We start from the raw sequence: 23,182 nt of genomic DNA on the forward strand, positions 1-23,182 counted from the left end.
TGTGCGCACGGCCACCCTCGATGGATGAAGCGCTGGTCCGACTGAAGTGCCCTCGGTCCGGCGATGACACTACGTGCATCGCCGACTTGTGCCGGCTCCGCCGGCGCTCCCCCGCCCATCCACAGTCCGTGCACTGAGCCCGGCAGCGGCACGAGGGCGTGTGTGCTGGGATCCTTCCGGGCCGACCCCTCGATGGGGTCGAGGCAGCTGCCATAAGGTGCTTGGTGAGAAACCTGAACTGATACCGCGCTGGTGAGGATTGCGTAGTCACCTGCTTAAACCTTATGTGGCCATTTGCTCAGTGCCAGACTCTCGAGGGGCCGGACTTCCCCGCGAGCGGCTTGGCCGGCGCGCTGCCGGAGTCACAACCGCTGCCGGCGTCACAACCGATGGGTCCTGACGCCGATCCTTCTCACAAGGTTCTGAACACCCTTCATGCCCGGCACCGCCACCACCTTGGAGGCGGTGCCCGCAGGAGTCTCCCGCGTCTACCCACCTCGCCTGGCCAAGACATGTTCGACGCAGTCAGCATTTCGCCCCAGCCGAAGATGCTCCGTCGGCTCGTTTCACACTGCGGACACATAGTTGGTCTGGAAATGCGAACGCACGTCTGTCCACTCATTCGGCGATGGACCCACGTACATGACGCGCCCGCACCGCCCAACCACGGCCAGCCCCTGTCGCCAGTGATAGCCCCGCCCAGCATCAGCTACGTGGCCCCCTGCCTTGGGTAACACCCACCACCCTCGCAAGCTGACGAATCACCCCTGCTTCACCTCCCATGAGAGGCCACTTTACGAGTGCCTATCAGTTTCGTTTTGTCCTAGGCCCGGAATGACTGCCCGTGACAGATCCTGCCTTGCGCTGCTGGGGCCGCTGACCTGGGCGGCCAAACAGACAACCCGTTTGCGTCTGACCAGCATCACTGCTGCGCCAACCTGCTTACTTCGTCTCTGATCGCTGCGTGCTTATGGCCGTCCACATGCATACCTGCCTTACAAGGGTGCCCCACCGGGAGATGCTTCAGTAGAGCTGTCTTGGCCCGACTCGTGTGACCTCGCCTGCTTCCCGTTCTGCGTCCCGCCAGCCGCTTCGTCCGTTTGCGACGGCAACGTCCTGCTCTGCCGGCGGGCCCGCCAGCGACTTGCACTACCGCTTGCCCCAGCAGCAGTCTGCCCTGCCGGCTGGGCCCAGCAGCGGTCTCCCACACTGGTCGGGCCACCCACAATTCCTTGGATCCTTGATCGACCCTTGAGACTCATTCCCCTCCGGAAGCGCGCTCCCCCTCCAACCGTGGATGCTCGAACGAGACGAGGGAGCACCATGCTGCTTGTTTCACGTGAAACCAACAGCGCCGAGCCCTCTCCGCGGACTCTCCAAGGTGAGAGGCGGGCCAGCTGACTTGAGCTTGGAGTCATCCGGGTCGACCTGTCGTACCAGTAGGTAGCTCCGGAGAATGATCCAATGCCAGCAGACGGCCGCTGCGATTGGCAACCGGGGCGCCACCCGGGCCCTGCTTGCCCAAGCTGCGTGGAGCGCCGTGAGCCAGGGCGTTCCACGTGAAACAGCCACGATCCCTCCGGTCGTTCCCGAGGCAGGCACGACTCTTGGTGCAGCCGCAGCTACAGCATCAGAACGCACTAGAGGCCGCCCCAAAGCCGAAAACCTCCATGACCCAGCCGCAACTCATGGCGCCTCTGCGAGCTACTCATGGCCCAGCCTCGGCACCCAACAACCCTTCGCGGCTGAGCCGCAACGAAGGCGAGTGGCGAGGCAATCGGCAGTCTTGAGGGCGGGATGTCCACCGTCCGTCATCGGAGAGGGCCACATCACCATAGAATGAAACCGGCCGGTCCCCCATGTTGTCGGCAATGCCGGCCAGGTGTTCGTAAGCGCCGCCCATGGGACCGCCCGGCTAAGAGGGCCGTACCTGCTAGGCCGAGGCCGATGTATGCCTACTGGCTGATGGCACATCAAATGCAAACTTCCCTGCTCCTTGAACGCGGGATTAGGTCTCCCTTGTGAAGCCCGGGTACCGGACTCTTCTCCCTGGACTAGCTGCCCTACCGTGCAGACTTACACCAGCTGGATAGGAAGCTGGCCGATCCCCTTATGGTTCCACGCGTAGCGCCGCCACCCCGGCCTGATCAGGCGACGACTGAGCCGGTGCCCTCGTCCTCCGCTAACCCGCGTCAACCGCCTGCCCGCTACGCCTAGTTCCAGCCGCCTGGTTCCTCACGGCCGGAATGATCGCTTGTCGCGCACCGCTTTCATCACGAGCCTCCCAGCGGTTCGAGGGCGGCATACCGAGTTTCACGTGAAACGGCGCCGCGGGGTGCCACAAGGTAGGCGGTTAAAGCGCCCCAAACAAAAGACTCGGCTTCGACAGGTGCAGGGGCCGGCGACGGATAAGCACAGTAACCCGCAGAGGGTACCAGTACGCCCCTGAACCGTACTCTGACCCCCTGTCCTCAGCTGCGGTTGCTCGCAAGCCAAGGGGCCAGCGGTCCGAACCCCGAACGGGCTAGAGGTCACTGTGTACACGGGCCTCGGTGCACCAAGGAAGTAGGCGTTGGCACGCCTACTGTCGCGAGTACATATGCCAGCTGGAGTAGTCTGATGCGACGTTGTCAGGCGGCCGGTTCGCTGTCACCAGTATCGGCAGTGCGTTGTCTTTACACACCTTCGCGCTCCCTGGCTGTCCTATTTGGCCATTGCTACGTGGCCTGCTCGCGTGCGCTTCCTGCTCCGTACGTCTGCACTGCAAGTCCAGCATCCGGTTCCGGCTTCTACCCCTTCCTGGGCTAACGCCAGGGTGCGGGTTGCCTCCCGGTCATCGAGTCCTAGCGCTGGCCAGCTGGCCGCCCATCAGAGTTCCTTCCGCTTACCTTGCTTGGTTTCACGTGAAACCTTCAACGCTCGGCTTAGCGCGTGAAGAGCCACACACCTAACTCGGCTCGGCGCCTGTTCGCGGACTCAGCTGTGCGTGCGACTCCCCCGAGTTTGACTTCACCACCGGGCCCAACGTCACTTAGCACGCTCGATGACTCCCCTCTTCTCCACGCGGTCCATGGGGCGCGCTCCCAACGCTAGCGCTAGCGAGGATCACGTAGTCCCGCGCTAGTGGGCAACAGTCCCCTACCAAGGCGCCCGCAAGGTGCTGCCACCGAGCTCATCCGTCGCTGACGCCACCCTCCTTCCCACGGAGCTGAGGAAGTTGGCTAGCGCTCTTCACGACCGGCGGCAATGCTCGGATAAAAAGAAGCGAGGGTACCGTTTCACGTGAAACAGTACCCTCGCTTCTGAAGTATTCAGCCTGCGGGCTGGTTCAGGACCCCCATAATGCGGTTAAGGTCATCCACACTCGCGAACTCGATGCTGACCTTACCCTTCTTGGCCCCCAGCGTGATCTTTACGCTCGTATCAAGACGGTCAGACAGGGCATTGGCCAAGTAATCAAGGCGCTCATGCCGCGCATTTTCCTTGGGCTTCTGCTGGCGGGTGGTGCGCTTCGCCCCTGCACTCAGGGACACGAGTTCCTCGGTCGCCCGAACCGAGAGTCCTTCGGCCACGATCCGCTGAGCCAGCTTCTCCATGTCGGCCGGCTCCGCAAGCCCCAGGAGCGCTCGAGCGTGACCGGCTGAGAGCACCCCGGCTGCAAGCCGCCGCTGTACCAAAGGAGGCAGCTTCATGAGCCGCAGCGTGTTGGTGATCTGCGGTCGGCTGCGCCCGATGCGCTCAGCCAGCTCTTCATGCGAGCATTCAAAGTCGTCCAGGAGCTGCTGGTAGGCGGCGGCTTCTTCCAACGGATTCAGCTGACTGCGGTGCAGGTTCTCAAGGAGGGCGTCACGCAGCAGGTCAACATCCTGAGTCGACCGGATGATCGCAGGAACGGACTCCATGCCGGCTTCTCGGGAGGCCCGCCACCGCCGTTCGCCCATGACCAGTTCGTACGGAGCATCGTCCTCCTCACTGGACGGACGGACCACGATCGGCTGCAGGACCCCAATCTCGCGGATGGAGTGCACCAGCTCAGCCATCGCGTCTTCATCAAAGACGGTGCGCGGCTGCTTCCGATTGGGGTGGATCGCGTCGAGCGGCAGCTCGGCAAACGTTGCGCCCGGAACCGGAACGAGTGTTTCACGTGAAACCGCGTCCGTATCGGTCGTGTCCGTCGTGCTGTTCGCCGCGGCCTCCTCATCCGCGGGAGTGCCCGCTTTAGCCTTACGGGCCGCTGAAGCGGGGGCAGCAGCGGCGCTCTTGGACTTACGGGGCGACTTCGGGGTGGACGCGGCGGAAACCGATGACTCGTCTGTCGTGCTGCTTGCGGCACCGGCCGGGGCTACCTGCTTGGCCTTGCCAGGGCCGGCTTCGGCTGCATCCGAAACCGTCTCTACGGGCTTTTCCCCGGCTTTCGATGCCGTCTTGCCCCTGCGGCCCTGAGTCGCCGTGGAAGGACGTTCAGCGACGCCCTGGGCCTCCGCTACGGCCGCAGAGGACGAAGTGACGGCCTGAGAACCTGCATTACTGTCAGCGGCGTCCGTGCCATTGCTCTGTGCCTTGGTGGCAGCCTTGTCTACGGGCTTGCGTGTGGCGGACCGCCGTGTGGGAGCCGGCCCCAGCAGGGCGTCCTTGTTGATGCCTCCCCTTCCGGCCGCGCCGGTTCCGCTGCCGCCGGCAGGGAAGAACAGGTCGACCGGACGTCCGGGGCGAGCCGCTGCTGCGTTCTCGCTGTCCTCAGGTGTGCTGGGTATGAGGGCGCCCAGCCCGCGGCCCAATCCACGACGCTTTTCGGTCACGGGTAAGTCCTTCCATTTACCGCAGGAAAAACCGGCGGCACATCGCTTGTGAACTCATTGTAGGGTTCAGGATGCGAACATCCCGGTAACTGCTGCAGTGGTGTCTACTGACGCTGGGCGATCTCGGCCGCTGCCTCGAGATAGGACAGCGCACCACTGGAGGACGGGTCATAGGTCATGATCGTCTGCTGATAGCTCGGGGCCTCGGAGATACGAACGGAGCGGGGCACCACGGCCTTCAGGACCTGCTCCGGGAAGTGTTCCCGCACCTCGGCCGCGACCTGGGCAGCCAGGTTGGTACGTCCGTCGTACATGGTCAGCAGGATCGTCGAAACCTCCAGATCAGCATTCAAATGCTTCTGGATCATCTCGATGTTCTTCAGGAGCTGACTCAATCCCTCCAGGGCGTAGTACTCACACTGGATCGGAATAAGCACCTCACGGGCGGCCACAAAGGCGTTCACCGTCAGCAGGCCCAGACTCGGCGGGCAGTCAATGAAGATAAAGTCCAACCGCGGCAGGCCTGCGGCTTCCCGCTCCTTGGCATACATGGCGATCGCCCGGCTCAGCCGCTGTTCCCGGGCCACCAGGGAGACTAGCTCGATCTCAGCCCCGGCCAAGTGGATGGTTGCGGGCGCGCACAGCAGGTTATTGATATCGGGGCAGGGAGCCACGACCTTGCCCAACGGAAGGTCATCGATCAGTACGTCGTAAATGCTCTCCACTTCAGCGTGATGATCGATCCCCAAGGCAGTCGACGCGTTGCCCTGCGGATCAATGTCAATCACCAGGACGTTCAGCCCGGCGGTGGCCAGCGCTGCGGCCAGGTTGACGGTCGTCGTGGTTTTACCCACCCCGCCTTTCTGGTTGCTGACGGTGAGGATCCGCGTCTCGGCCGGTCGGGGGAAGCTCCGTCCCGCCAGCTTCTCGCGCCTACGGGCTTCGCTGGCCAGCTCGCGGGCCAGCGGCGTGCTTTCATCCATGAGGTCCATGACGTCGACCGACGGGGATACCAGATCAGTCCCGGCGGTCGCACCCCCTTCTTCGGCTTCGGGATCCGCCTGCAGCTCCTGCTTCGGTTCGACTGCCGGCGGGACGGACGGTGTTTCACGTGAAACGGTGGAACTGTCGGCAAACGTCGCCACGGATTCGTACGGGATAGCCGCCGGATCCACATAGGCACCCGGCTGCGGTTGATTTTGACGTCCAAACGACGCCGACAGGGCAGACCCCAGCGCTGCAAAGGGGGGAATCCGTTTAGCTGCCGAACCGCGCATAGTCACCGGGACGTGCTCTCTTTCCAACTCAAGGCAATAACTGCATCTAGCCTATCGGGTAGAGCCTTGATCGCCGGGATCGCAGCGCAGCAGGGGACAAATCAGGAGGGCGCCACTGCGGCCGTCCGAGTAGTCCCCGGATCTTAAGGGCCAGCGGATCCCGGAACGGGCGCCGTGAAATGGAGCCGCCTGCTGGAATGGGTGGGTGTCAGGAACCCACGACGATACGCACGACGGTGGTCGGTTCCTCGAGCACGTCAGCGCCCACGGTCACCACTTCGGTCCGGCGTCCGCCCATCCGGCGAATGATCTTCGAGGCCTTCTGCACTTCCTCGCCGGCGCTGCGTCCCTTGATCGCCAGAACCTCTCCCCTGCCCTTGAGCAGAGGTATGGTCAGCTGGGCCAGCCCGGTCAGCGCACTCACGGCGCGGGCCGTGGCAAAGTCCACGTCCACGTCGGCAGCAACCTGCTCAGCGCGGCCGCGCAGGACCGTCACATTATCCAGCCCGAGATCGTCAACAACCTCGTTCAGCCAGATCACGCGCCGCTCCAGCGGTTCGATCAGCGTAAGGCTCAGGTCCGGACGCGCGATCGCCAGGCAGAGTCCGGGCAGTCCTGCCCCGCTGCCGACATCGGCAACACTGGCCCCCTTGGGAAGCAGATCAGCCACCACGGCACAGTTCAGCACATGCCGGCTCCACAGCCTGGGCACCTCACGCGGGCCGAGAAGCCCGCGCTCAATCCCGGATGTCGCCAGGTGTTCCACGTACCGTCGGGCAAGATCCAGCCGCTCACCGAAGACCTTCCGGGCTGCGGCGGTCTCCTCGGGACTCATTTCAACCAACAGTGCTGTTCCTCTTCGATCTGCCGCATTCAGGTGCGGCCCCTGCGGACCCGTGCCGATCACGCCTCATGCCGAGCCGTGGGGCTTCAGTCGTCAGTCATCGGCGAGCATGACGACGACGTGCCGTCCGCTGCCCTCGCCCTCGGACTCGCTGATGAGGCCCAGCTCGGCAACGGCGTCGTGCACGATCTTCCGCTCGTAGGCGCTCATGGGGTCCAGTGCCACCGGCTGGGCCGTCTCGCGTGCCCGGGCAACGGCGTCCTCCGCCAGCCGGCGCAGCACGGCGGAGCGCTCGGCCCGGTATCCGGTGATGTCCAGCACCAGCCGGGAGCGGTTCTCGGTAGCCGTCAGCACAGACAGCCGGGCGAGTTCCTGGAGTGCCTCGAGCACCTCTCCGTCAGGGCCCACCAGGGCCTGGAGGGCGTCGTTGTCCTCTTCTTCGGAGACCACTGAGATGTAGGTCCTGCCGGCGCGCACCTCAATGTCGATGTCGCCGTCGATGTCGGCGATGTCGAGCAGTTCCTCGAGGTAATCCGCGGCGACGTCGCCCTCTTCCTCGAGGCGGCCGGTGGCCGCCTGGCCGTTCTCAGGAAGGTCCACGGACTCGTCAATGTGCTCGGTGCTCATTTTTTCTTCCTGTTCTTGCGCTGCGGCTGCTGGCGCTGGGTCTTCTTGGCGGACGCAGGAACCGGGGCCGGCTCGGGGGCCTTCTTCTCGCCCAGCAGGGGCACCATCGGCAGGCCGCGCTTGGCGCGGCGCTCGGCCAGGGCCTTGGCCGCCGGGGAACCGGGAGTCGGCATGCGGCGGATGACGAAGAACTGCTGCCCCATGGTCCACAGGTTGGTGGTCGTCCAGTAGATGAGCACGCCGATCGGGAAGTTGATGCCGCCGACGCCGAAGACCACGGGCAGTACGTAGAGCAGCATCTTCTGCTGGCGCATGAACGGGGAGGCCAGGGCCTCCTCCGACATGTTCTTGCTCATGATCTGCTTCTGCGTGATGAACTGCGAGGCGGTCATCGCGAGGATCATGATGATCGAAAGGACGATGACGCTGGTGTGCCCCTCGGTGCCGAAACCATGCAGCAGCGAGGAAGACAGCGGGGCCCCCAGGATGGTCGCCTCGTCGAACTGGCGGATGGCGTCGGGAGTGAGCGCCCCGATGCCGGTGCCGCCGTCGTTCGCCGAGGAGACGCCGTTGAGCACCGTGAACAGTGCAAAGAAGAACGGCATCTGGATCAGCATCGGCAGGCAGGCCGCGAACGGGTTGGTCCCGTGCTTCTTGTACAGCGCCGTCTGCTCCTGCACCATTGCCTGGCGGGAGAGCTGGTCGGTCTTGCCCTTGTACTTCTGCTGCAGCTTGCGCAGGTCCGGCTGCAGGGACTGCATGCCGCGCTGGGCCTTGATCTGCTTCACGAAGACGGGGATCAGGGCGGCCCGGATAACGATGACCAGGCCGATGATGGAAAGAGTCCAGGTCCAGCCCGAGGCGGGATCCATACCCACGAAGACGAACCCTTCGTGGAAGATCCACATGATCCAGGAGACCACCCACTTAAAGGGGAACAGAATCGTCTCGAAGAAACCCAATTTTCTCTCCTCAGGCCGCGGTGCGGCTGTCTTCGTCGGCTGGAATCGGGGGATGATTCAGCACAATGATGCGGGGTACCCGGCCGTGTCGCCACGTCCTGCTTCCCTGCGGAACATGGTCGACGCCGCCGTCGTTCCACGGATGGCAGCGAATGAGCCGGCGGGCGGCCAGCCATGAACCGCGGACGGCTCCGTGGACCGTCACGGCTTCAAGAGCATATGCCGAACAGGACGGGAAGAACCGGCAGACCTGTCCGTAGAGGGGAGAAATCAGCGCCCGGTAGGCGACCAATACGGCGATGAGCACGTAGCGCGGAAGGTTCCACACCACGCGGCCGGCCGTAACGGCCCACCGCGCGAGGAAACCGCCCGAGGGGCTGCTCATTGCTGTTTCACCATCCCCTGCCTGCGGTCATCCTGCGCCAGTTTCTTCCTGCATGTTCCCAGGGCGGAACCGAAATCGGCGGACAGCTGCTGCCACGAGGCCGATGCCGATGCCGGCAGCGCCCGAACCACAACATCCAGCCCGGCCGGGCGTACGGAAATTTCACGGGCGGCCGCTTCCCTCAGTCTCCTCTTAACGAGGTTCCGGGTCACGGCGTTCCCCACATTCCGGGCAACGATGAAGCCCACCCGGGTGGGACCGCCGCCGTTGGCGACTGCGTATAGAACTACGTTCCGGCGCCCGCTGCGGGCACCGGAACGTACGGTGTTCGTGAAGTCAGTCGACGTCCGCACCCGGTTCCGCTGAGGCAGCATTCACGCCACCCGGAAGCCGGTCAAGCTGCGCAGATGCAGCATCGACAACGGAAGAACTGGTTAGGCCGACAGTTCGGTGCGGCCCTTGGCGCGGCGTGCGGAAAGAATGGCACGCCCGGCGCGGGTACGCATGCGAAGGCGGAAGCCGTGCTTCTTGGCACGACGGCGGTTATTCGGCTGAAAAGTCCGCTTGCTCACGGTAGTTACTCCAAGACGATCGGAAGATGCGCCCTGCTTGCTGCAACAAGGGGGAAGAACAAGCGGCGCGTATTTCATGTATCCGCCGCGGCTCACCCGGACCCTGGATCCCTAGTTTCCAGAACCCCGGCTGGGCATGCATGAGCGCAAGCAGCAGACACAAAGGACTATCCCACGTTAGAGGAGCAGCCCTGAGCAGTCAAACCGGAGGATGTCCACAGGGATGAACAACCTTATCAACAGCTGTGGAGGAAGCGACCCGCCCAAAGGCTGGCCTGCAGCCGTGTGAGGACGGTCCCATCGCCGCCCGCGCCCGGATTTCCAGCTACCCCCGGGGCGGTTCATCCTCTAGTCTGGGCACGGGCCGTTTTTATCCACTTCTGTGCATAACCCTGTGGATGAAGGCCGGCAGCCGGTGCGGCTGCCAAGTAGCATCGACGGCATCCGAACGGATGCGTCATGAGAGGTTTGCGTGGGTACGGACGAAAGCAACGACGTCGGAAGCTCCTGGCGGAAGGTCATCCGGACGCTGGAAGGTGATGACCGCGTTTCACCCCGCCAGAGGGGATTCGTCGTCCTCGCCCAGGCTCAGGGCCTGATCGGCACCACCCTGCTGGTGGCAGTTCCCAACGAGCTCACCCGGGAAGTGCTGCAGACACAGCTCAAGAACATCCTCGACGACGTCCTCCGCGACGTCTTCCAGGCGGACATCCAGTGCGCCTTCGTCATCGACCCCGATATGACCCCGGTGCTCGAGCCCGAGCCCGAGCAGGAACCGGCCCAGGAAACGCCCAGCCCCGTCCCCGGCGGTGAGAGCGGCGCCCCGGCGCCCTCACCGCCGAGCAACTCGCAGGAGTTCGGCAGGCTGAACCCGAAGTACGTCTTCGAGACCTTCGTCATCGGCTCCTCGAACCGGTTCGCCCACGCTGCGGCGGTGGCGGTGGCCGAGGCCCCGGCCAAGGCCTACAACCCGTTGTTCATCTACGGCGATTCGGGTCTCGGCAAGACCCACCTGCTGCATGCCATCGGCCACTACGCCCGGCATCTCTACAACGGGATCCGTGTCCGCTACGTGAACTCCGAGGAGTTCACCAACGACTTCATCAACTCCATCCGGTACGACGAAGGCGCCAGCTTCAAGCAGCTCTACCGCAACGTCGACATCCTGCTGATCGACGACATCCAGTTCCTGGCCAACAAGGACGCAACGCAGGAAGAGTTCTTCCACACCTTCAATGCGCTGCACAATCACAACAAGCAGGTGGTCATCACCTCCGACCTGCCGCCCAAGCAGCTCTCAGGCTTCGAGGAACGGATGCGTTCACGCTTCGAGTGGGGCCTGCTGACCGACGTGCAGCCGCCCGAACTGGAGACCCGCATCGCCATCCTTCGGAAGAAGGCCATCGGCGACAGCCTGAGCGCTCCCGACGACGTGCTCGAGTACATCGCTTCGAAGATCTCCACCAACATCCGTGAGCTCGAAGGTGCCCTCATCCGCGTCACGGCGTTCGCCAGCCTCAACCGGCAGCAGGTCGACGTCGGCCTCGCCGAAATCGTGCTGAAGGACCTCATCACCGATGACGGTGCACAGGAAATCACGGCAGCCTCCATCCTTGGCCAGACCGCTGCGTACTTCCAGATCAGCCTGGAGGAGCTCTGCAGCAAGTCGCGGACGCGCACCCTGGTTACGGCGCGGCAGATCGCCATGTACCTCTGCCGGGAACTGACGGACATGTCGCTGCCCAAGATCGGCCAGGAGCTGGGCGGCCGCGACCACACCACCGTGATCCACGCCGACCGCAAGATCCGCGAACTCATGGCCGAACGGCGCGCCATCTACAACCAGGTCACCGAGCTGACCAACCGGATCAAGCAGCAGCAGCGCGAGGCCTGACCGGACCGGCCGGCAGGCCGTTCCCGAGCCCCGCAGGGGCTCGAAATTAACATTTGTGGACAAGGCTGTGGATAACCCGGTGCATAACCCGTGGTTAACGGGCTTCCGCTGTGGACCGGCGAACTACACAAAATCTTCCCCACAGGCCCGGTCTGCCGGGGCGGCAGCAGGTCCACATCTTGTCCACAGGCCGAATCGGTGAGGCCGCGCCGCCGGCCGGGGTTATCCACAGTTTCCACAGAAGTTATTAACACTACGGATCTTAAGAAATTTGGCTCCACCAAATAACAAGTTCCCAACCTCGCCCATCTGAAGACCACCAGCCATGCCCACCTTTGGACTCGAAGCCGGGGCCCTGCGCCGGTGCAGGGCCCGCCCGCTGGGGCTAAGCTGTGAGCGGGGTATTGTTGTCATTCGGTCCGGGGACTGCCCCGCGCCGCTGCGGCGGTCCCCCGCCCATCCTGAGAAGTACCGAAACCGTACTGAGTCGTATGTTGCGAAAGGCGGCACCCTGCAGTGAAGTTCAGAGTTGAGCGGGATGTCCTGGCCGAGGCCGTCACCTGGACAGCGCGTTCCCTCTCCCCCCGCCCGCCGGTGCCTGTGCTGTCCGGCCTGCTGATCCGTGCGGAAGCCGGAGTGCTGAGCCTGGCCAGCTTCGATTACGAGATTTCGGCGCGGCTGCACATTCCCGCCGACATCAGCGAAGAAGGAACCATCCTGGTTTCCGGCCGGCTCCTGGCCGAGATCTGCCGCAGCCTTCCGTCCGCACCGGTGGAAGTGGAGACCGACGGATCAAAGGTCTCCCTCACCTGCCGCAACTCGCACTTCAACCTCGCCACCATGCCGGTCGGGGAATATCCGGAACTTCCCGCCCTTCCCGACGTCAGCGGCGTCGTTGACGGCGATGCGTTTGCGCAGGCGGTGTCCCAGGTGATCATCGCCGCAAGCCGTGATGACACCCTGCCCATCCTGACGGGCGTCCGGATGGAAATCGAGGACGATCTCATCACCTTCCTCGCCACCGACCGCTACCGGCTGGCCCTTCGTGAACTGCCCTGGAAGCCGTCCGTGCCGGGCCTGTCCACGAGCGCGCTGGTCAAGGCCAAGACGCTCAGCGAAGTGGCCAAGACCCTCGGCAGCGGCGGGGACCTCAGCATTGCACTCTCGGAGAACAGCGAACTGATCGGCTTCGAAAGCGGCGGCCGGCGGACGACATCGCTGTTGGTCGACGGCGACTACCCCAAGATCCGCAGTCTGTTCCCCGAGAACACCGCCATCCACGCCACGGTGGAAACCAGTGCCCTGGTGGAAGCGGTCCGCCGTGTCTCCCTGGTCGCTGAGCGGAACACCCCGGTGCGGCTGGCCTTCACTGACGGGCAGGTGGCCCTCGACGCCGGCACCGGCGAGGACGCCCAGGCCTCCGAGGTCCTTGAGGCCGCACTGGTCGGGGACGACATCACGGTGGCGTTCAACCCGCACTACCTGAGTGAGGGCCTGGGTGCCTTCCCCAGCAAGTACGTGCGGTTCTCCTTCACCACCCCGCCCAAGCCCGCGGTCATTTCCGCGCAGGAGGACCTCAACGGCGAGGACAAGGAAGACTACCGCTACCTGCTGATGCCGGTCCGCCTGCCCAACCAGTAGCAGCCCGGGTATCCTGCAGCGCGGACGGCCGGCCCGGTGGATCTGCACCGGACCGACCGGTCCGCCACCCGGAACTCCGGCGGCTGCCGAGGGTCCGAGGCCTGCCTCCGGGCCGGCCCGCAGGCAGAAGCGGGCAGCCCGCGATATATTCAGACCACGGAATATAAGGGGTATATGCTTCATGCGGAATGCTTGTGCGCTCCCACCGCGGCCGCCATGGGAAGTTGAGGCCTGATGTATATCGACCAGCTTTCGCTCACCTCCTTCCGCAGCTATGACCAGCTGGACCTTGCCCTCCGCCCCGGCGTGACCGTCTTCGTCGGTCCCAACGGCACCGGAAAGACCAACATTGTCGAGGCCATCGGATATCTGGCGTCGCTGTCCTCCCACCGGGTCAGCTCCGACGCTCCCCTGGTCTCCTTCGATGCTGCCCAGGCGATGATCCGGGCCCGGCTGGTCCGGGCTTCGCAGGCGACGACCCTGGAACTGGAGCTGAACCCCGGCCGCGCCAACCGGGCGCGGATCAACAGGGCAAACCCGGTCCGCGCGCGGGACATCCTCGGCCTGTGCCGAACGGTGCTGTTCGCACCGGAGGACCTGGCGCTGGTGAAGGGCGATCCGGGCAGTCGGAGGCGTTTCCTGGATGAGCTGATCGTGGCCCTGGTCCCCCGGCACGCGGCAACCCGTACGGAATACGACCGGGTCCTCAAACAGCGCAACGCCCTGCTGAAATCCGCACGCGCCGCGGGCCGGTTCACCTCGGCGCATGAAGCGACGCTCGATGTCTGGGACCAGCACATGGCCGTAGCCGGAGCCGAGCTGACCGCGGCGCGGCTGGCAGCGCTGGACCGCATTCAGCCCCACCTCCAGGCGGCCTACCGGGACCTGACGGACGGATCGAAGGCAGTCTCCGCCCTGTACCGCTCCACCCTGCTCGGGCCGGTGGATGAAGACGGGTCGGGGGCTGCCGGTCCCGACCCGCGGGACCTGCTCGGCCTGGACACCGCAGAGCTGACGGAGCGCTATCTGGCGGCCTTTGCCGCTGCGCGACGGCGGGAGGTCGACCGCGGCACCTCGCTTGTGGGACCGCACCGGGACGAAGTGGAGCTGATGCTCGGACGTGCGCCGGCGAAGGGCTACGCGTCCCACGGTGAGACCTGGTCCTTTGCCCTGGCCCTGCGCCTGGGCTCCTACTACCTGCTGGCCGACGACGATGACCGCCCCGGCTCCGGACCGATCCTGATCCTGGACGACGTTTTCGCGGAACTGGATGCCGCCCGCCGGGAGCGCCTGGCCGGCATCGTCACCGGCGCCGAACAGGTCCTGGTGACCGCCGCCGTCGGCGATGACATCCCCGGTGCCCTGTCGGGCGAACAGATCACCGTGGTGCCCGGAGGCGTGCGTGAGCCCGTCCGCTGAACCGCCGGAGGCCGGTGCCGGCGTGCCCGGGAAATCCGGCGGCCAGGAAGCGGAGCCGCTGGGTCCGGATGCGGCGCAGGCCCAGCTGAACCGCATGCGTGACGCCGCGCGGGCCCGCGGCGAGCACCGCACCGCCGGCCCGCGCCGCAAAGGCACCCCGAAGCGCCGGCAGCCCTTTGTCCCCGGAGAGTACGTCGGAAGGGACCCGCAGGGCCTGGGCTCCGTCTTCAGCCGATTCGTCAGCGAACGAGGCTGGAACTCCCCCGTGGCGGTCGGTTCGGTGATCGCCCGCTGGGACGAGCTGGTGGGCCGCGACGTGGCCGCCCACTGCCGTCCCGAATCGTTCTCCGACACCACGCTGCAGGTGCGCTGCGACTCCACCGCCTGGGCCACTCAGCTGCGCCTGCTGCGCCCGGCCCTGATCTCCCGCTTCGACGAGGCGCTGGGCCCCGGCGTCGTCACCCGCATCCAGGTGCTTGGCCCGGCGGCGCCCAACTGGCGCCGGGGCGCCCGCAGCGTGAAAGGCCGCGGTCCGCGCGACACCTACGGGTAGGAGGAATCCGAAACGAGGGGCGCCCGCCGTGGCAGGGGTCCGGCGGAAAGGTCCGGCGGATCCCGCAGCCGCCGATTAGCGGCGGGAAAACCCCTTCGGAGGTATCCGTTCCCGTGCCGGGGGTCGGCACCGGCTCAAAACCCGGTTTCCTGCCCTCCTGGAGGGTGTTTTGGGCCGGATTGTCCCTGCCGGCACGGTAGAATGGACAAGGATGCCTATCCGCGCCGGGGAGGCGCCGGCATGCGTCGGTCAAGACCAACACAAGAGGAGTCGACAGCACCTGTGGCTAACGACAATGAGATGGACAACACGGAGCTAACTCCAGAGCATCACACCGATCCGGAAAAGGCCACTCCCGCGGAGTACGGGGCGAATGAAATCACCGTCCTGGAAGGCCTGGAAGCCGTCCGCAAGCGCCCGGGCATGTACATCGGCTCCACCGGACCCCGCGGCCTGCACCACCTGGTCTACGAAGTGGTGGACAACTCCGTCGATGAGGCCCTGGCCGGCTACTGCGACCGGATCGAAATCACCCTCCTGGCCGACGGCGGCGTGCGGGTGCGGGACAACGGCCGCGGCATTCCCGTGGACATCCATCCCACCGAAGGCCTGCCCACGGTGCAGGTCGTCATGACCATCCTGCACGCCGGCGGCAAGTTCGGCGGCGGCGGCTACGCCGTCTCGGGCGGCCTGCACGGCGTGGGCATCTCCGTGGTCAACGCCCTGTCCAAGCGGGTGGACACCGAGGTCCGCCGCCAGGGCCACGTCTGGCGGCAGAGCTTCGCCGACGGCGGCCATCCCCAGGGCGGCCTGGTCAAGGGTGAGGAAACCGACGAGACCGGCACCACCCAGACCTTCTACCCGGACCCGGAGATCTTCGAGAGCACCGAGTTCGACTTCGAGACGCTTCGCGCCCGGTTCCAGCAGATGGCCTTCCTCAACAAGGGCCTGAAGATCATCCTCACCGACGAGCGGGCTCCCGCCGAAGACAACGAGGAGATCGCCGAAAACGAGGACGCGGGCGACGCCGGCGAGGCGCCGGCGCACCGGACCGTCGAGTACCACTACGAGCAGGGCCTGCTGGACTACGTCCACTTCCTGAACTCCTCGAAGAAGGTCGAGGTCATCCACGACGACATCATCGCCTTCGAGACCGAGGACGGCGACCGCAAGATCGCCGTCGAGATGGCCATGCAGTGGACCACCGCCTACTCGGAGAGCGTCCACACCTACGCCAACACGATCAACACCCATGAGGGCGGCACCCACGAGGAGGGGTTCCGCGCCGCCATGACCTCGCTGATCAACCGGTACGCGCGGGAAAAGAACATCATCAAGGACAAGGATGACAACCTCACCGGCGAGGACATCCGCGAGGGCCTGACCGCCGTCATCTCCGTGAAGCTGGCCGAACCCCAGTTCGAGGGCCAGACCAAGACCAAGCTGGGCAACTCCGAGGCCAAGGGCTTCGTGCAGCGCGTGGTCACCGATCAGCTCGGCGACTGGCTGGAGCGGAACCCGGGCCCGGCCCGCGACGTCATCCGCAAGTCCATCCAGGCCTCCCAGGCGCGGATGGCGGCCCGCAAGGCGCGCGAGTCGACCCGCCGCAAGGGACTGCTGGAATCCGGCGGCATGCCGGGCAAGCTGAAGGACTGCTCCTCGAAGGATCCGTCGAAGTCCGAGATCTACATCGTCGAGGGCGACTCCGCCGGCGGATCCGCGGTGCGCGGACGCAACCCGGAGACCCAGGCCATTCTCCCGCTGCGCGGGAAGATCCTGAACGTCGAGCGGGCCCGGCTGGACCGGGCCCTGAGCAACGCAGAAGTCCAGGCCATGATCACCGCGTTCGGCGCCGGCATCGGTGAGGACTTCGACGTCGAGAAGGCCCGCTATCACAAGATCGTGCTGATGGCCGATGCCGACGTTGACGGCCAGCACATCACCACGCTGCTGCTGACGCTGCTGTTCCGCTACATGCGCCCGCTGATCGAGCACGGCTACGTGTACCTGGCCCAGCCGCCGCTGTACCGCATCAAGTGGTCCAACCATCCGCACGACTACGTCTTCAGCGACCGGGAGCGCGACGAGACCGTCGCCCGCGGCCTCGCGAACGGCCAGCGGCTACCCAAGGAGAACGGCATCCAGCGGTACAAGGGCCTGGGCGAGATGGACTACACCGAACTGTGGGACACCACCATGGACCCCGAGCACCGCACCCTTCTGCAGGTGACCATGGACGACGCCGCCGCCGCGGACCAGGTGTTCTCCGTCCTGATGGGCGAGGACGTCGAATCCCGCCGCCAGTTCATCCAGCAGAACGCCAAGGACGTGCGCTTCCTCGACATCTGAGGCCGGCCCGGACAGGGCGGCGCCGGACCCGGATCCGGCGCCGCCGCCGCGCCGCCTCCGGCGGAGGGCGCGGACAGACTTTCTTCGAAAGAACCAGAACGGAACTGACAAATGAGTGATGAGACTCCCGAGGTACCGGCCGACGGCGAGCCGCTGACCGGGACCGTGATGGACCGCGTCGAGCAGATCGACCTGCAGACCGAGATGCAGCGCTCCTACCTGGACTACGCGATGGCCGTCATCGTCGGCCGCGCGCTGCCGGACGTGCGCGACGGGCTGAAGCCCGTGCACCGCCGGGTGCTGTATGCGATGTTCGACGGCGGCTACCGCCCGGAGCGCTCGTTCAACAAGTGCGCCCGCGTGGTCGGCGAGGTCATGGGCCAGTACCACCCGCACGGCGACTCGGCGATCTACGATGCGCTGGTCCGCCTGATCCAGGACTGGGTCATGCGCTACCCGCTCGCCCTGGGCCAGGGCAACTTCGGCTCCCCCGGCAACGACGGCGCCGCCGCCCCCCGGTACACCGAGACCAAGATGGCCCAGCTGGCGATGGAAATGGTCCGGGACATCGACGAGGAGACCGTCGACTTCCAGCCCAACTACGACGGCAAGAACCTCGAGCCGACCATCCTGCCGGCCCGGTTCCCGAACCTGCTGGTCAACGGCTCCTCCGGCATCGCCGTCGGCATGGCCACCAACATTCCGCCGCACAACCTCCGCGAGGTCGCCGACGGCGTGCAGTGGTACCTGCGCAACCCCGAGGCCACCAGCGAGGAGCTGCTCGAGGAGCTGCTCAAGCGGGTCAAGGGCCCCGACTTCCCCACCGGCGCCCAGATCCTGGGCCGCAAGGGCATCGAGGAGGCCTACCGCACCGGCCGCGGCTCGATCACCATGCGCGCGGTGGTCAACGTCGAGGAGATCCAGAACCGCACCTGCCTGGTCGTCACCGAGCTGCCCTACATGGCCAACCCGGACAACCTGGCGGTGAAGATCGCCGAACTGGTCAAGGACGGCAAGGTCACCGGCATCGCCGACCTGCGCGACGAGACCTCCGGCCGCACCGGCCAGCGCCTGGTGATCGTGCTCAAGCGCGACGCCGTGGCCAAGGTGGTGCTGAACAACCTCTACAAGCACACCCAGCTGCAGGAGAACTTCGGCGCCAACATGCTGGCGATCGTCGACGGCGTGCCCCGCACGCTTAGCCTCGACGCGTTCGTCCGGCACTGGGTCAACCACCAGCTGGAAGTCATCGTCCGGCGCACCCGCTACCGGCTGCGGAAGGCCGAGGAGGCCGCCCACATCCTGCGCGGCCTGCTCAAGGCCCTGGACGCCCTCGATGAGGTCATTGCCCTGATCCGCCGGTCCACCACCGTCGAGGACGCCCGGAACGGGCTGATGGGCCTGCTCGAGATTGACGAAATCCAGTCCCAGGCCATCCTGGACATGCAGCTGCGCCGCCTGGCCGCCCTGGAACGGCAGAAGATCCAGGACCAGCACGCCAAGCTGGAGGCGGAGATCGCCGAGTACAACGAAATCCTGGCCTCCGACGAACGTCAGCGCATCATCGTGAGCGAGGAACTGCAGGAAATCGTCGACAAGCACGGCGATGACCGGCGGACCCAGATCGTGGCGGGCTTCGACGGCGACATGAGCATGGAAGACCTGATCCCCGAAGAGGAAATGGTCGTCACCATCACCCGCGGCGGCTACGTCAAGCGCACCCGCAGCGACAACTACCGGGCCCAGCACCGCGGCGGCAAGGGCATCCGCGGCGCCCAGCTGCGCGGAGACGACGTCGTCGAGCACTTCTTCGTCACCACCACGCACCACTGGCTGCTGTTCTTCACCAACCTGGGCCGGGTGTACCGCGCCAAGGCGTACGAGCTGGCCGAGGGCGGCCGCGACGCCAAGGGCCAGCATGTGGCGAACCTGCTGGCCTTCCAGCCGGACGAGCACATCGCCCAGGTGCTGGACCTGCCGAACTACGATGCCGCCCCGTACCTGGTGCTGGCCACCAAGCGGGGCCTGGTGAAGAAGACCCGCCTGGCCGACTACGACACGAACCGGTCCGCCGGTGTGATCGCGATCAACCTGCGCGAGGGCGATGAGCTGGTCTCCGCCCAGCTGGTGTCGGAATCGGATGACCTGATGCTGGTCTCCCGCAAGGGCCAGTCGCTGCGCTTCACCGCCTCCGACGACGCGCTGCGCCCGATGGGCCGGGCCACCTCCGGCGTCACCGGCATGAAGTTCCGCGAGGACGACGAGCTGCTGGCGGCCGACGTGGTCACCGAGGACTCGTTTGTCTTCACCGTGACCGAGGGCGGCTACGCGAAGAAGACCAGCGTGGAGGAATACCGGGTGCAGGGCCGCGGCGGCCTGGGCATCAAGGTCGGCAAGTTCGTCGAGGACCGCGGCCACCTGGTCGGGGCCATGGTGGTCCAGGATGGCGACGAGGTCCTGGTGGTCATGCAGGGCGGCAAGGTCGTCCGTTCCGCCGTGAACGGCGTGAACGCGACGGGCCGCGACACCATGGGCGTCATTTTCGCCAAGCCGGACAAGAACGACCGGATCATTGCCGTCGCCCGCAACTCGGAGCGCCAGCTGTCCATCGAGGAGACCGGTGAGGACGACGGACCGGCTCCCGAGCCCGCAACCGAACCTGTGGACTCGATGACCGATGAAGTACGGTTGTCTACAGACCAAACGGCCGGCGGGCCGGAAGAGCAAAATGGAGGTAGTGAGTGAGCTCGACCAACTCAAACCCTAGGGCGACCTCGGGTGCGGGCCCGCGCGTGAAGACGCCTGCACGGCCTGCACAGCGCCCTGGCGGCGGTCAGGGCAACGGCAACCGGCAGCCGCTGGTCAGGCCCGCTCCGAAAGCCAAGGCGCGGCGTGCCCGCCTGCTGGTCAGCAAGGTGGACCCCTGGTCCGTGCTGAAGATGGCCTTCCTGCTCTCCGTCGCCCTGGGCGTCGTGACCGTCATTGCGGCCATCGTGCTCTGGACCGTGCTGGACCTGACCGGCATCTTCGACCGGGTCAACGACCTGCTCGGGGAAATCGCCGGCACCGAGTCCGGCGGCTTCGACCTGCGGGACTTCGCGTCGCTGGGCCAGGTCGTCTCCTTCGCGACCATCATCGCCGTCGTGAACGTCCTGCTGCTGACTGCCCTGTCCATGCTGGCCGCGGTGCTCTACAACATCGCCTCCACCCTGGTCGGCGGCATCGGCGTCACCCTCACCGACGACTGACGGATTCCGGGGCCGGTACACCGCACCGGCCCCGGAATGCCCGCCGGTTTTGGCAACCGGTGAGAAGTGCGGTAGAGTCTTATCTCGGCCCGAGAGGTAATCGGGGCGTATAGCTCAGGCGGTTAGAGCGCTTCGCTGATAACGAAGAGGTCCCAGGTTCAAGTCCTGGTACGCCCACGGAAGGCCGGCATTGCCGGTCGACCACCAGAAAAGGAGGCTCCGTGAAGAAGTTGGTCGCATTCGCTGCGGCGGCGGTCGCAGGAGTCTTCGCCTATCGCAGGTGGCAGGAAAGTGCCGCTGAGAAGGCAGTCTGGAAGGAAGCCACCGACAAGGTCGAGTAGCTTCACATACGGGGGCATGGCGCAATTGGTAGCGCACCTGCTTTGCAAGCAGGGGGTTCGGGGTTCGAGTCCCCGTGCCTCCACCGAATGGAAGGGTTCCGGCAATCAGCCGGAACCCTTCCGTGTTTAACAGCCGGGATGCCCCCCGGTGCCGCCGCCGGGATTTACGGTGGGCCGGCTGCCGTCGATGGCCGCCATGGAACAGTAGGCTTTCGAGGTGACCTTCCTCCTCGCCGTCATCGGCGTACTCGGCGTCTCCGCTTCCGGACCCATCATGGCCGCCACGGCCGCTCCCGCCCTGGCCATCGCGTTTTGGCGCAACGCCCTGGGCGCCGCTGCCATCGGGCTGCCGTCCGCGGCCCGTGGCCGGATCCGCATCCGCGGTCTCACCGCCGCGGAGTACCGGTGGACCGCCGTGGCTGCGCTTTCCCTGGCGCTGCACTTCGCCTGCTTCATCACCGCACTGCAGATGACCTCCGTGGCTGCCGCCACGGCCCTGGTGTGCCTGCAGGCCGGGTGGATCGCCCTGTTCAACCTGCTGAGCGGCACCCCGGTGGGCGCCCGCCTGCTGGCCGGCCTCGGTGCCGCGTTCGTGGGTGTCCTGGTCATCTCCGGCTTCGACTTCGCGCTCTCCCGGGAGGCGCTGCTGGGGGACCTGCTGGCACTGGCCGGCGGGCTGCTGGCGGCCGTCTACACCATTGCCGGGGGCAAGGCCAGGGCCAGCATGAACACAGCCACCTACACCACCCTCTGCTACGGAGCGTGCGCGCTGGTCCTGCTGGGCATGTGCCTGATCTTCCGCCAGCCGCTCGTCTCGTTCCCTCCGGCGGCGTGGGCCGGGATCGTGGGGGTCACCATCGCGGCGCAACTGCTGGGCCACACGGTGTTCAACCATCTGCTGGCAGTCATCTCACCCCTGGTGGTGTCCATGATCATCCTGCTGGAGATTCCCGGGGCGGCCCTTCTGGCCGCCGTCTTCCTGGGCGAGCAGCTGCCGGCCGGCACCTACGCCGGGCTGGCGCTGATCCTGGCCGGCCTCGCGGTGGTCATCCAGTCCTCCGGGCGGTGGACGCCGAGGCGGGGCCGGCGCAGGGCGCCGCTGCCGCCCTCACCGCCGGCACTGGGGGACATCGAGCCCTGACAGGGAAAGGCGGGGGCCTTCCGACAGGTGTCGGAAGGCCCCCGCCTTCAGTTCAGTCCAGCGTCCCGGAGGACGACAGCGCCCCTACTTGGAGGGCTTGTCGGCGTGCGCTCCGGAGGGCTTCGCCGGCTTGTCCGCGGCCGCAGCGGAGTGCTTGCCCGCCTCGGCCTTGTCCGCGGTGCCGTTGCCGGCCAGTCCCTCGGTGGCCTTGGATGCAGCGGCCGGCTTGGCGGCTGCCGCAGGCTTGGGAGCCGGGGCCTCAGCCTTCGCCGGGGCCTCTTCCTTCACGGCCGGTGCGGCGGGAGCTGCTGCCGCCGCCGCCGACGGTGCCGGCGCCGGGGCTGCCGGCGAGGAGGCCACGGTGGGCCGCTGGGCAGCCGGCGCCGGAGTCTTCCAGGGGTCCTCGACCGGGCGGGAGGCACGCCAGGCGGCAACGGCGGCAGTCACCGCTGCGGCGGCGATCCCGAAGATCAGCCAGCCCTTGCCCTTGCCCTTGCCCTTGCCGGCCTTTGCGGCCTTCTTCGCGGCCTTAGCCGCCTGCTTCATGGCCTTCTTGTTGCCGGTCAGCTTGGCGGTGGCCGTCTGCACCGGCACCGCTGCGGTGCCCAGGGTGCGGGTCACCGTGTCGGCGGCGTCGCCGATGCCCTTCGACAGGGCCGGCAGGTAGTCGTCAACGACCCGGTCCTTGGCATGGCTGAGGGCGGGAGTGGCGCGGTCCAGGGTGTGCTGGATCTTCGGAGCCGCCTCGTCCACGGCCGAGCTGATCCGCGGCCCGACCTTCTGGAGGCCGTCCTGCAGCTTCGGCGTGACCGTGGCGACGCCCATGGCGATCTCATCCGCTGCGCGCTTCAGGCCGTCCTGGATCTTGGGGGACGCGGTCTCGATGCCCTTTTCAATGCGGGGAACCGCCCAGCCCACGGCGCTCTCCACCTTGGGGGCCGCCCACTCGCGGGCGGAGCCGACGCCCGCGGTGACATTGGCCTGCAGATCGCGGGCGATGGTGTCCTTCTTCTTCAAAACTAACCTCCCGGATAGTGACGATTCACCGCTAGCCTACGTGCATTGCCCGGGCAGTGCTATCGGGGCCCTGCCCGGGGAGCTTTTCACTCTGCGCGGAACGGCCGGTTTTC

At 66.1% G+C, this 23,182-nt stretch carries 18 protein-coding genes and 2 tRNA genes; 11 read left to right on the forward strand and 9 right to left on the reverse strand.

All coding sequences use genetic code 11. The annotated features are described in order from the left end of the window. Nucleotides 1-3,311 precede the first annotated feature (3,311 nt). The 8 genes from AC5RUW_RS03000 to rpmH form a co-directional block, all read right to left on the reverse strand. Nucleotides 3,312-4,799, reverse strand: a complete 1,488-nt coding sequence (locus tag AC5RUW_RS03000; RefSeq protein ID WP_494159331.1) for a ParB/RepB/Spo0J family partition protein — start codon at nt 4,797-4,799, stop codon at nt 3,312-3,314. 104 nt (nt 4,800-4,903) lie between these two features. Beyond that, nucleotides 4,904-6,082: a ParA family protein gene (locus AC5RUW_RS03005; protein WP_494159332.1), complete on the reverse strand. Its 1,179-nt coding sequence runs from the start codon at nt 6,080-6,082 to the stop codon at nt 4,904-4,906. 202 nt (nt 6,083-6,284) lie between these two features. Next, nucleotides 6,285-6,911, reverse strand: coding sequence for a 16S rRNA (guanine(527)-N(7))-methyltransferase RsmG (gene rsmG, locus AC5RUW_RS03010; RefSeq protein ID WP_494159554.1), 627 nt, complete (start codon nt 6,909-6,911; stop codon nt 6,285-6,287). 102 nt (nt 6,912-7,013) lie between these two features. Continuing rightward, the gene (locus tag AC5RUW_RS03015; RefSeq protein WP_494159333.1) at nt 7,014-7,547 is read right to left on the reverse strand and encodes a Jag family protein; all 534 of its coding nucleotides are present in this window, start codon (nt 7,545-7,547) and stop codon (nt 7,014-7,016) included. Next, a complete protein-coding gene (gene yidC / locus AC5RUW_RS03020; protein WP_494006359.1) occupies nt 7,544-8,509 on the reverse strand; it encodes a membrane protein insertase YidC in 966 nt (321 codons plus the stop codon). Before yidC ends, AC5RUW_RS03015 begins: the two co-directional genes overlap by 4 nt. A gap of 10 nt (nt 8,510-8,519) precedes the next feature. Continuing rightward, nucleotides 8,520-8,894, reverse strand: coding sequence for a membrane protein insertion efficiency factor YidD (gene yidD / locus AC5RUW_RS03025; protein ID WP_494006360.1), 375 nt, complete (start codon nt 8,892-8,894; stop codon nt 8,520-8,522). Then, nucleotides 8,891-9,268, reverse strand: a complete 378-nt coding sequence (gene rnpA, locus AC5RUW_RS03030) for a ribonuclease P protein component (protein ID WP_494159334.1) — start codon at nt 9,266-9,268, stop codon at nt 8,891-8,893. The genes yidD and rnpA overlap by 4 nt, the downstream gene beginning before the upstream one ends. Before the next feature lie 60 nt (nt 9,269-9,328). Beyond that, nucleotides 9,329-9,466, reverse strand: coding sequence for a 50S ribosomal protein L34 (gene rpmH / locus AC5RUW_RS03035; RefSeq protein WP_022889115.1), 138 nt, complete (start codon nt 9,464-9,466; stop codon nt 9,329-9,331). Between the two features lie 472 nt (nt 9,467-9,938). On the opposite strand from rpmH, the gene dnaA reads away from it, so the two are divergent. The 11 genes from dnaA (at nt 9,939) to AC5RUW_RS03090 (ending at nt 22,052) form a co-directional block, all read left to right on the forward strand. Beyond that, complete coding sequence (gene dnaA / locus AC5RUW_RS03040; protein ID WP_494006362.1) at nt 9,939-11,360, forward strand: chromosomal replication initiator protein DnaA; 1,422 nt, start codon at nt 9,939-9,941, stop codon at nt 11,358-11,360. A gap of 516 nt (nt 11,361-11,876) precedes the next feature. Next, complete coding sequence (gene dnaN / locus AC5RUW_RS03045) at nt 11,877-13,001, forward strand: DNA polymerase III subunit beta (protein WP_494159335.1); 1,125 nt, start codon at nt 11,877-11,879, stop codon at nt 12,999-13,001. Between the two features lie 234 nt (nt 13,002-13,235). Further along, nucleotides 13,236-14,420: a DNA replication/repair protein RecF gene (recF, locus tag AC5RUW_RS03050; protein ID WP_494159336.1), complete on the forward strand. Its 1,185-nt coding sequence runs from the start codon at nt 13,236-13,238 to the stop codon at nt 14,418-14,420. Beyond that, nucleotides 14,404-14,973, forward strand: coding sequence for a DciA family protein (locus AC5RUW_RS03055; protein ID WP_494159337.1), 570 nt, complete (start codon nt 14,404-14,406; stop codon nt 14,971-14,973). The genes recF and AC5RUW_RS03055 overlap by 17 nt, the downstream gene beginning before the upstream one ends. A gap of 300 nt (nt 14,974-15,273) precedes the next feature. Beyond that, nucleotides 15,274-17,322, forward strand: coding sequence for a DNA topoisomerase (ATP-hydrolyzing) subunit B (gyrB, locus tag AC5RUW_RS03060; RefSeq protein WP_494159555.1), 2,049 nt, complete (start codon nt 15,274-15,276; stop codon nt 17,320-17,322). A 111-nt stretch (nt 17,323-17,433) separates the two neighbouring features. After that, the gene (gyrA, locus tag AC5RUW_RS03065; RefSeq protein WP_494159338.1) at nt 17,434-20,067 is read left to right on the forward strand and encodes a DNA gyrase subunit A; all 2,634 of its coding nucleotides are present in this window, start codon (nt 17,434-17,436) and stop codon (nt 20,065-20,067) included. Further along, a complete protein-coding gene (locus AC5RUW_RS03070; RefSeq protein ID WP_494006367.1) occupies nt 20,064-20,570 on the forward strand; it encodes a DUF3566 domain-containing protein in 507 nt (168 codons plus the stop codon). Before gyrA ends, AC5RUW_RS03070 begins: the two co-directional genes overlap by 4 nt. A gap of 103 nt (nt 20,571-20,673) precedes the next feature. Then, a tRNA-Ile gene (locus AC5RUW_RS03075) sits at nt 20,674-20,747 on the forward strand. Nucleotides 20,748-20,791: 44 nt separating this feature from the next. Continuing rightward, a complete protein-coding gene (locus AC5RUW_RS03080) occupies nt 20,792-20,911 on the forward strand; it encodes a DLW-39 family protein (protein ID WP_494006368.1) in 120 nt (39 codons plus the stop codon). Between the two features lie 10 nt (nt 20,912-20,921). Next, a tRNA-Ala gene (locus tag AC5RUW_RS03085) sits at nt 20,922-20,994 on the forward strand. Nucleotides 20,995-21,128: 134 nt separating this feature from the next. Further along, nucleotides 21,129-22,052 carry a DMT family transporter gene (locus AC5RUW_RS03090; RefSeq protein WP_494006369.1) on the forward strand — a complete coding sequence of 308 codons (924 nt, stop codon included), beginning with the start codon at nt 21,129-21,131 and terminating at the stop codon, nt 22,050-22,052. A gap of 84 nt (nt 22,053-22,136) precedes the next feature. Here AC5RUW_RS03090 and AC5RUW_RS03095 read toward each other — a convergent pair whose 3' ends face one another. Beyond that, a complete protein-coding gene (locus AC5RUW_RS03095; RefSeq protein WP_494159339.1) occupies nt 22,137-23,069 on the reverse strand; it encodes a hypothetical protein in 933 nt (310 codons plus the stop codon). Nucleotides 23,070-23,182: the final 113 nt, after the last annotated feature.

The sequence above is a fragment of the Arthrobacter sp. Y3222053 genome, assembly GCF_059092805.1.

Coding starts and splice junctions, on each gene's coding strand:
- rsmG (WP_494159554.1), bottom strand. CDS start 6,911: ATGAGTCCCGAGGAGACCGCCGCAGCCCGGAAGGTCTTCGGTGAGCGG.
- yidD (WP_494006360.1), bottom strand. CDS start 8,894: ATGAGCAGCCCCTCGGGCGGTTTCCTCGCGCGGTGGGCCGTTACGGCC.
- AC5RUW_RS03015 (WP_494159333.1), bottom strand. CDS start 7,547: ATGAGCACCGAGCACATTGACGAGTCCGTGGACCTTCCTGAGAACGGC.
- recF (WP_494159336.1), top strand. CDS start 13,236: ATGTATATCGACCAGCTTTCGCTCACCTCCTTCCGCAGCTATGACCAG.
- gyrA (WP_494159338.1), top strand. CDS start 17,434: ATGAGTGATGAGACTCCCGAGGTACCGGCCGACGGCGAGCCGCTGACC.
- gyrB (WP_494159555.1), top strand. CDS start 15,274: ATGGACAACACGGAGCTAACTCCAGAGCATCACACCGATCCGGAAAAG.
- rnpA (WP_494159334.1), bottom strand. CDS start 9,268: ATGCTGCCTCAGCGGAACCGGGTGCGGACGTCGACTGACTTCACGAAC.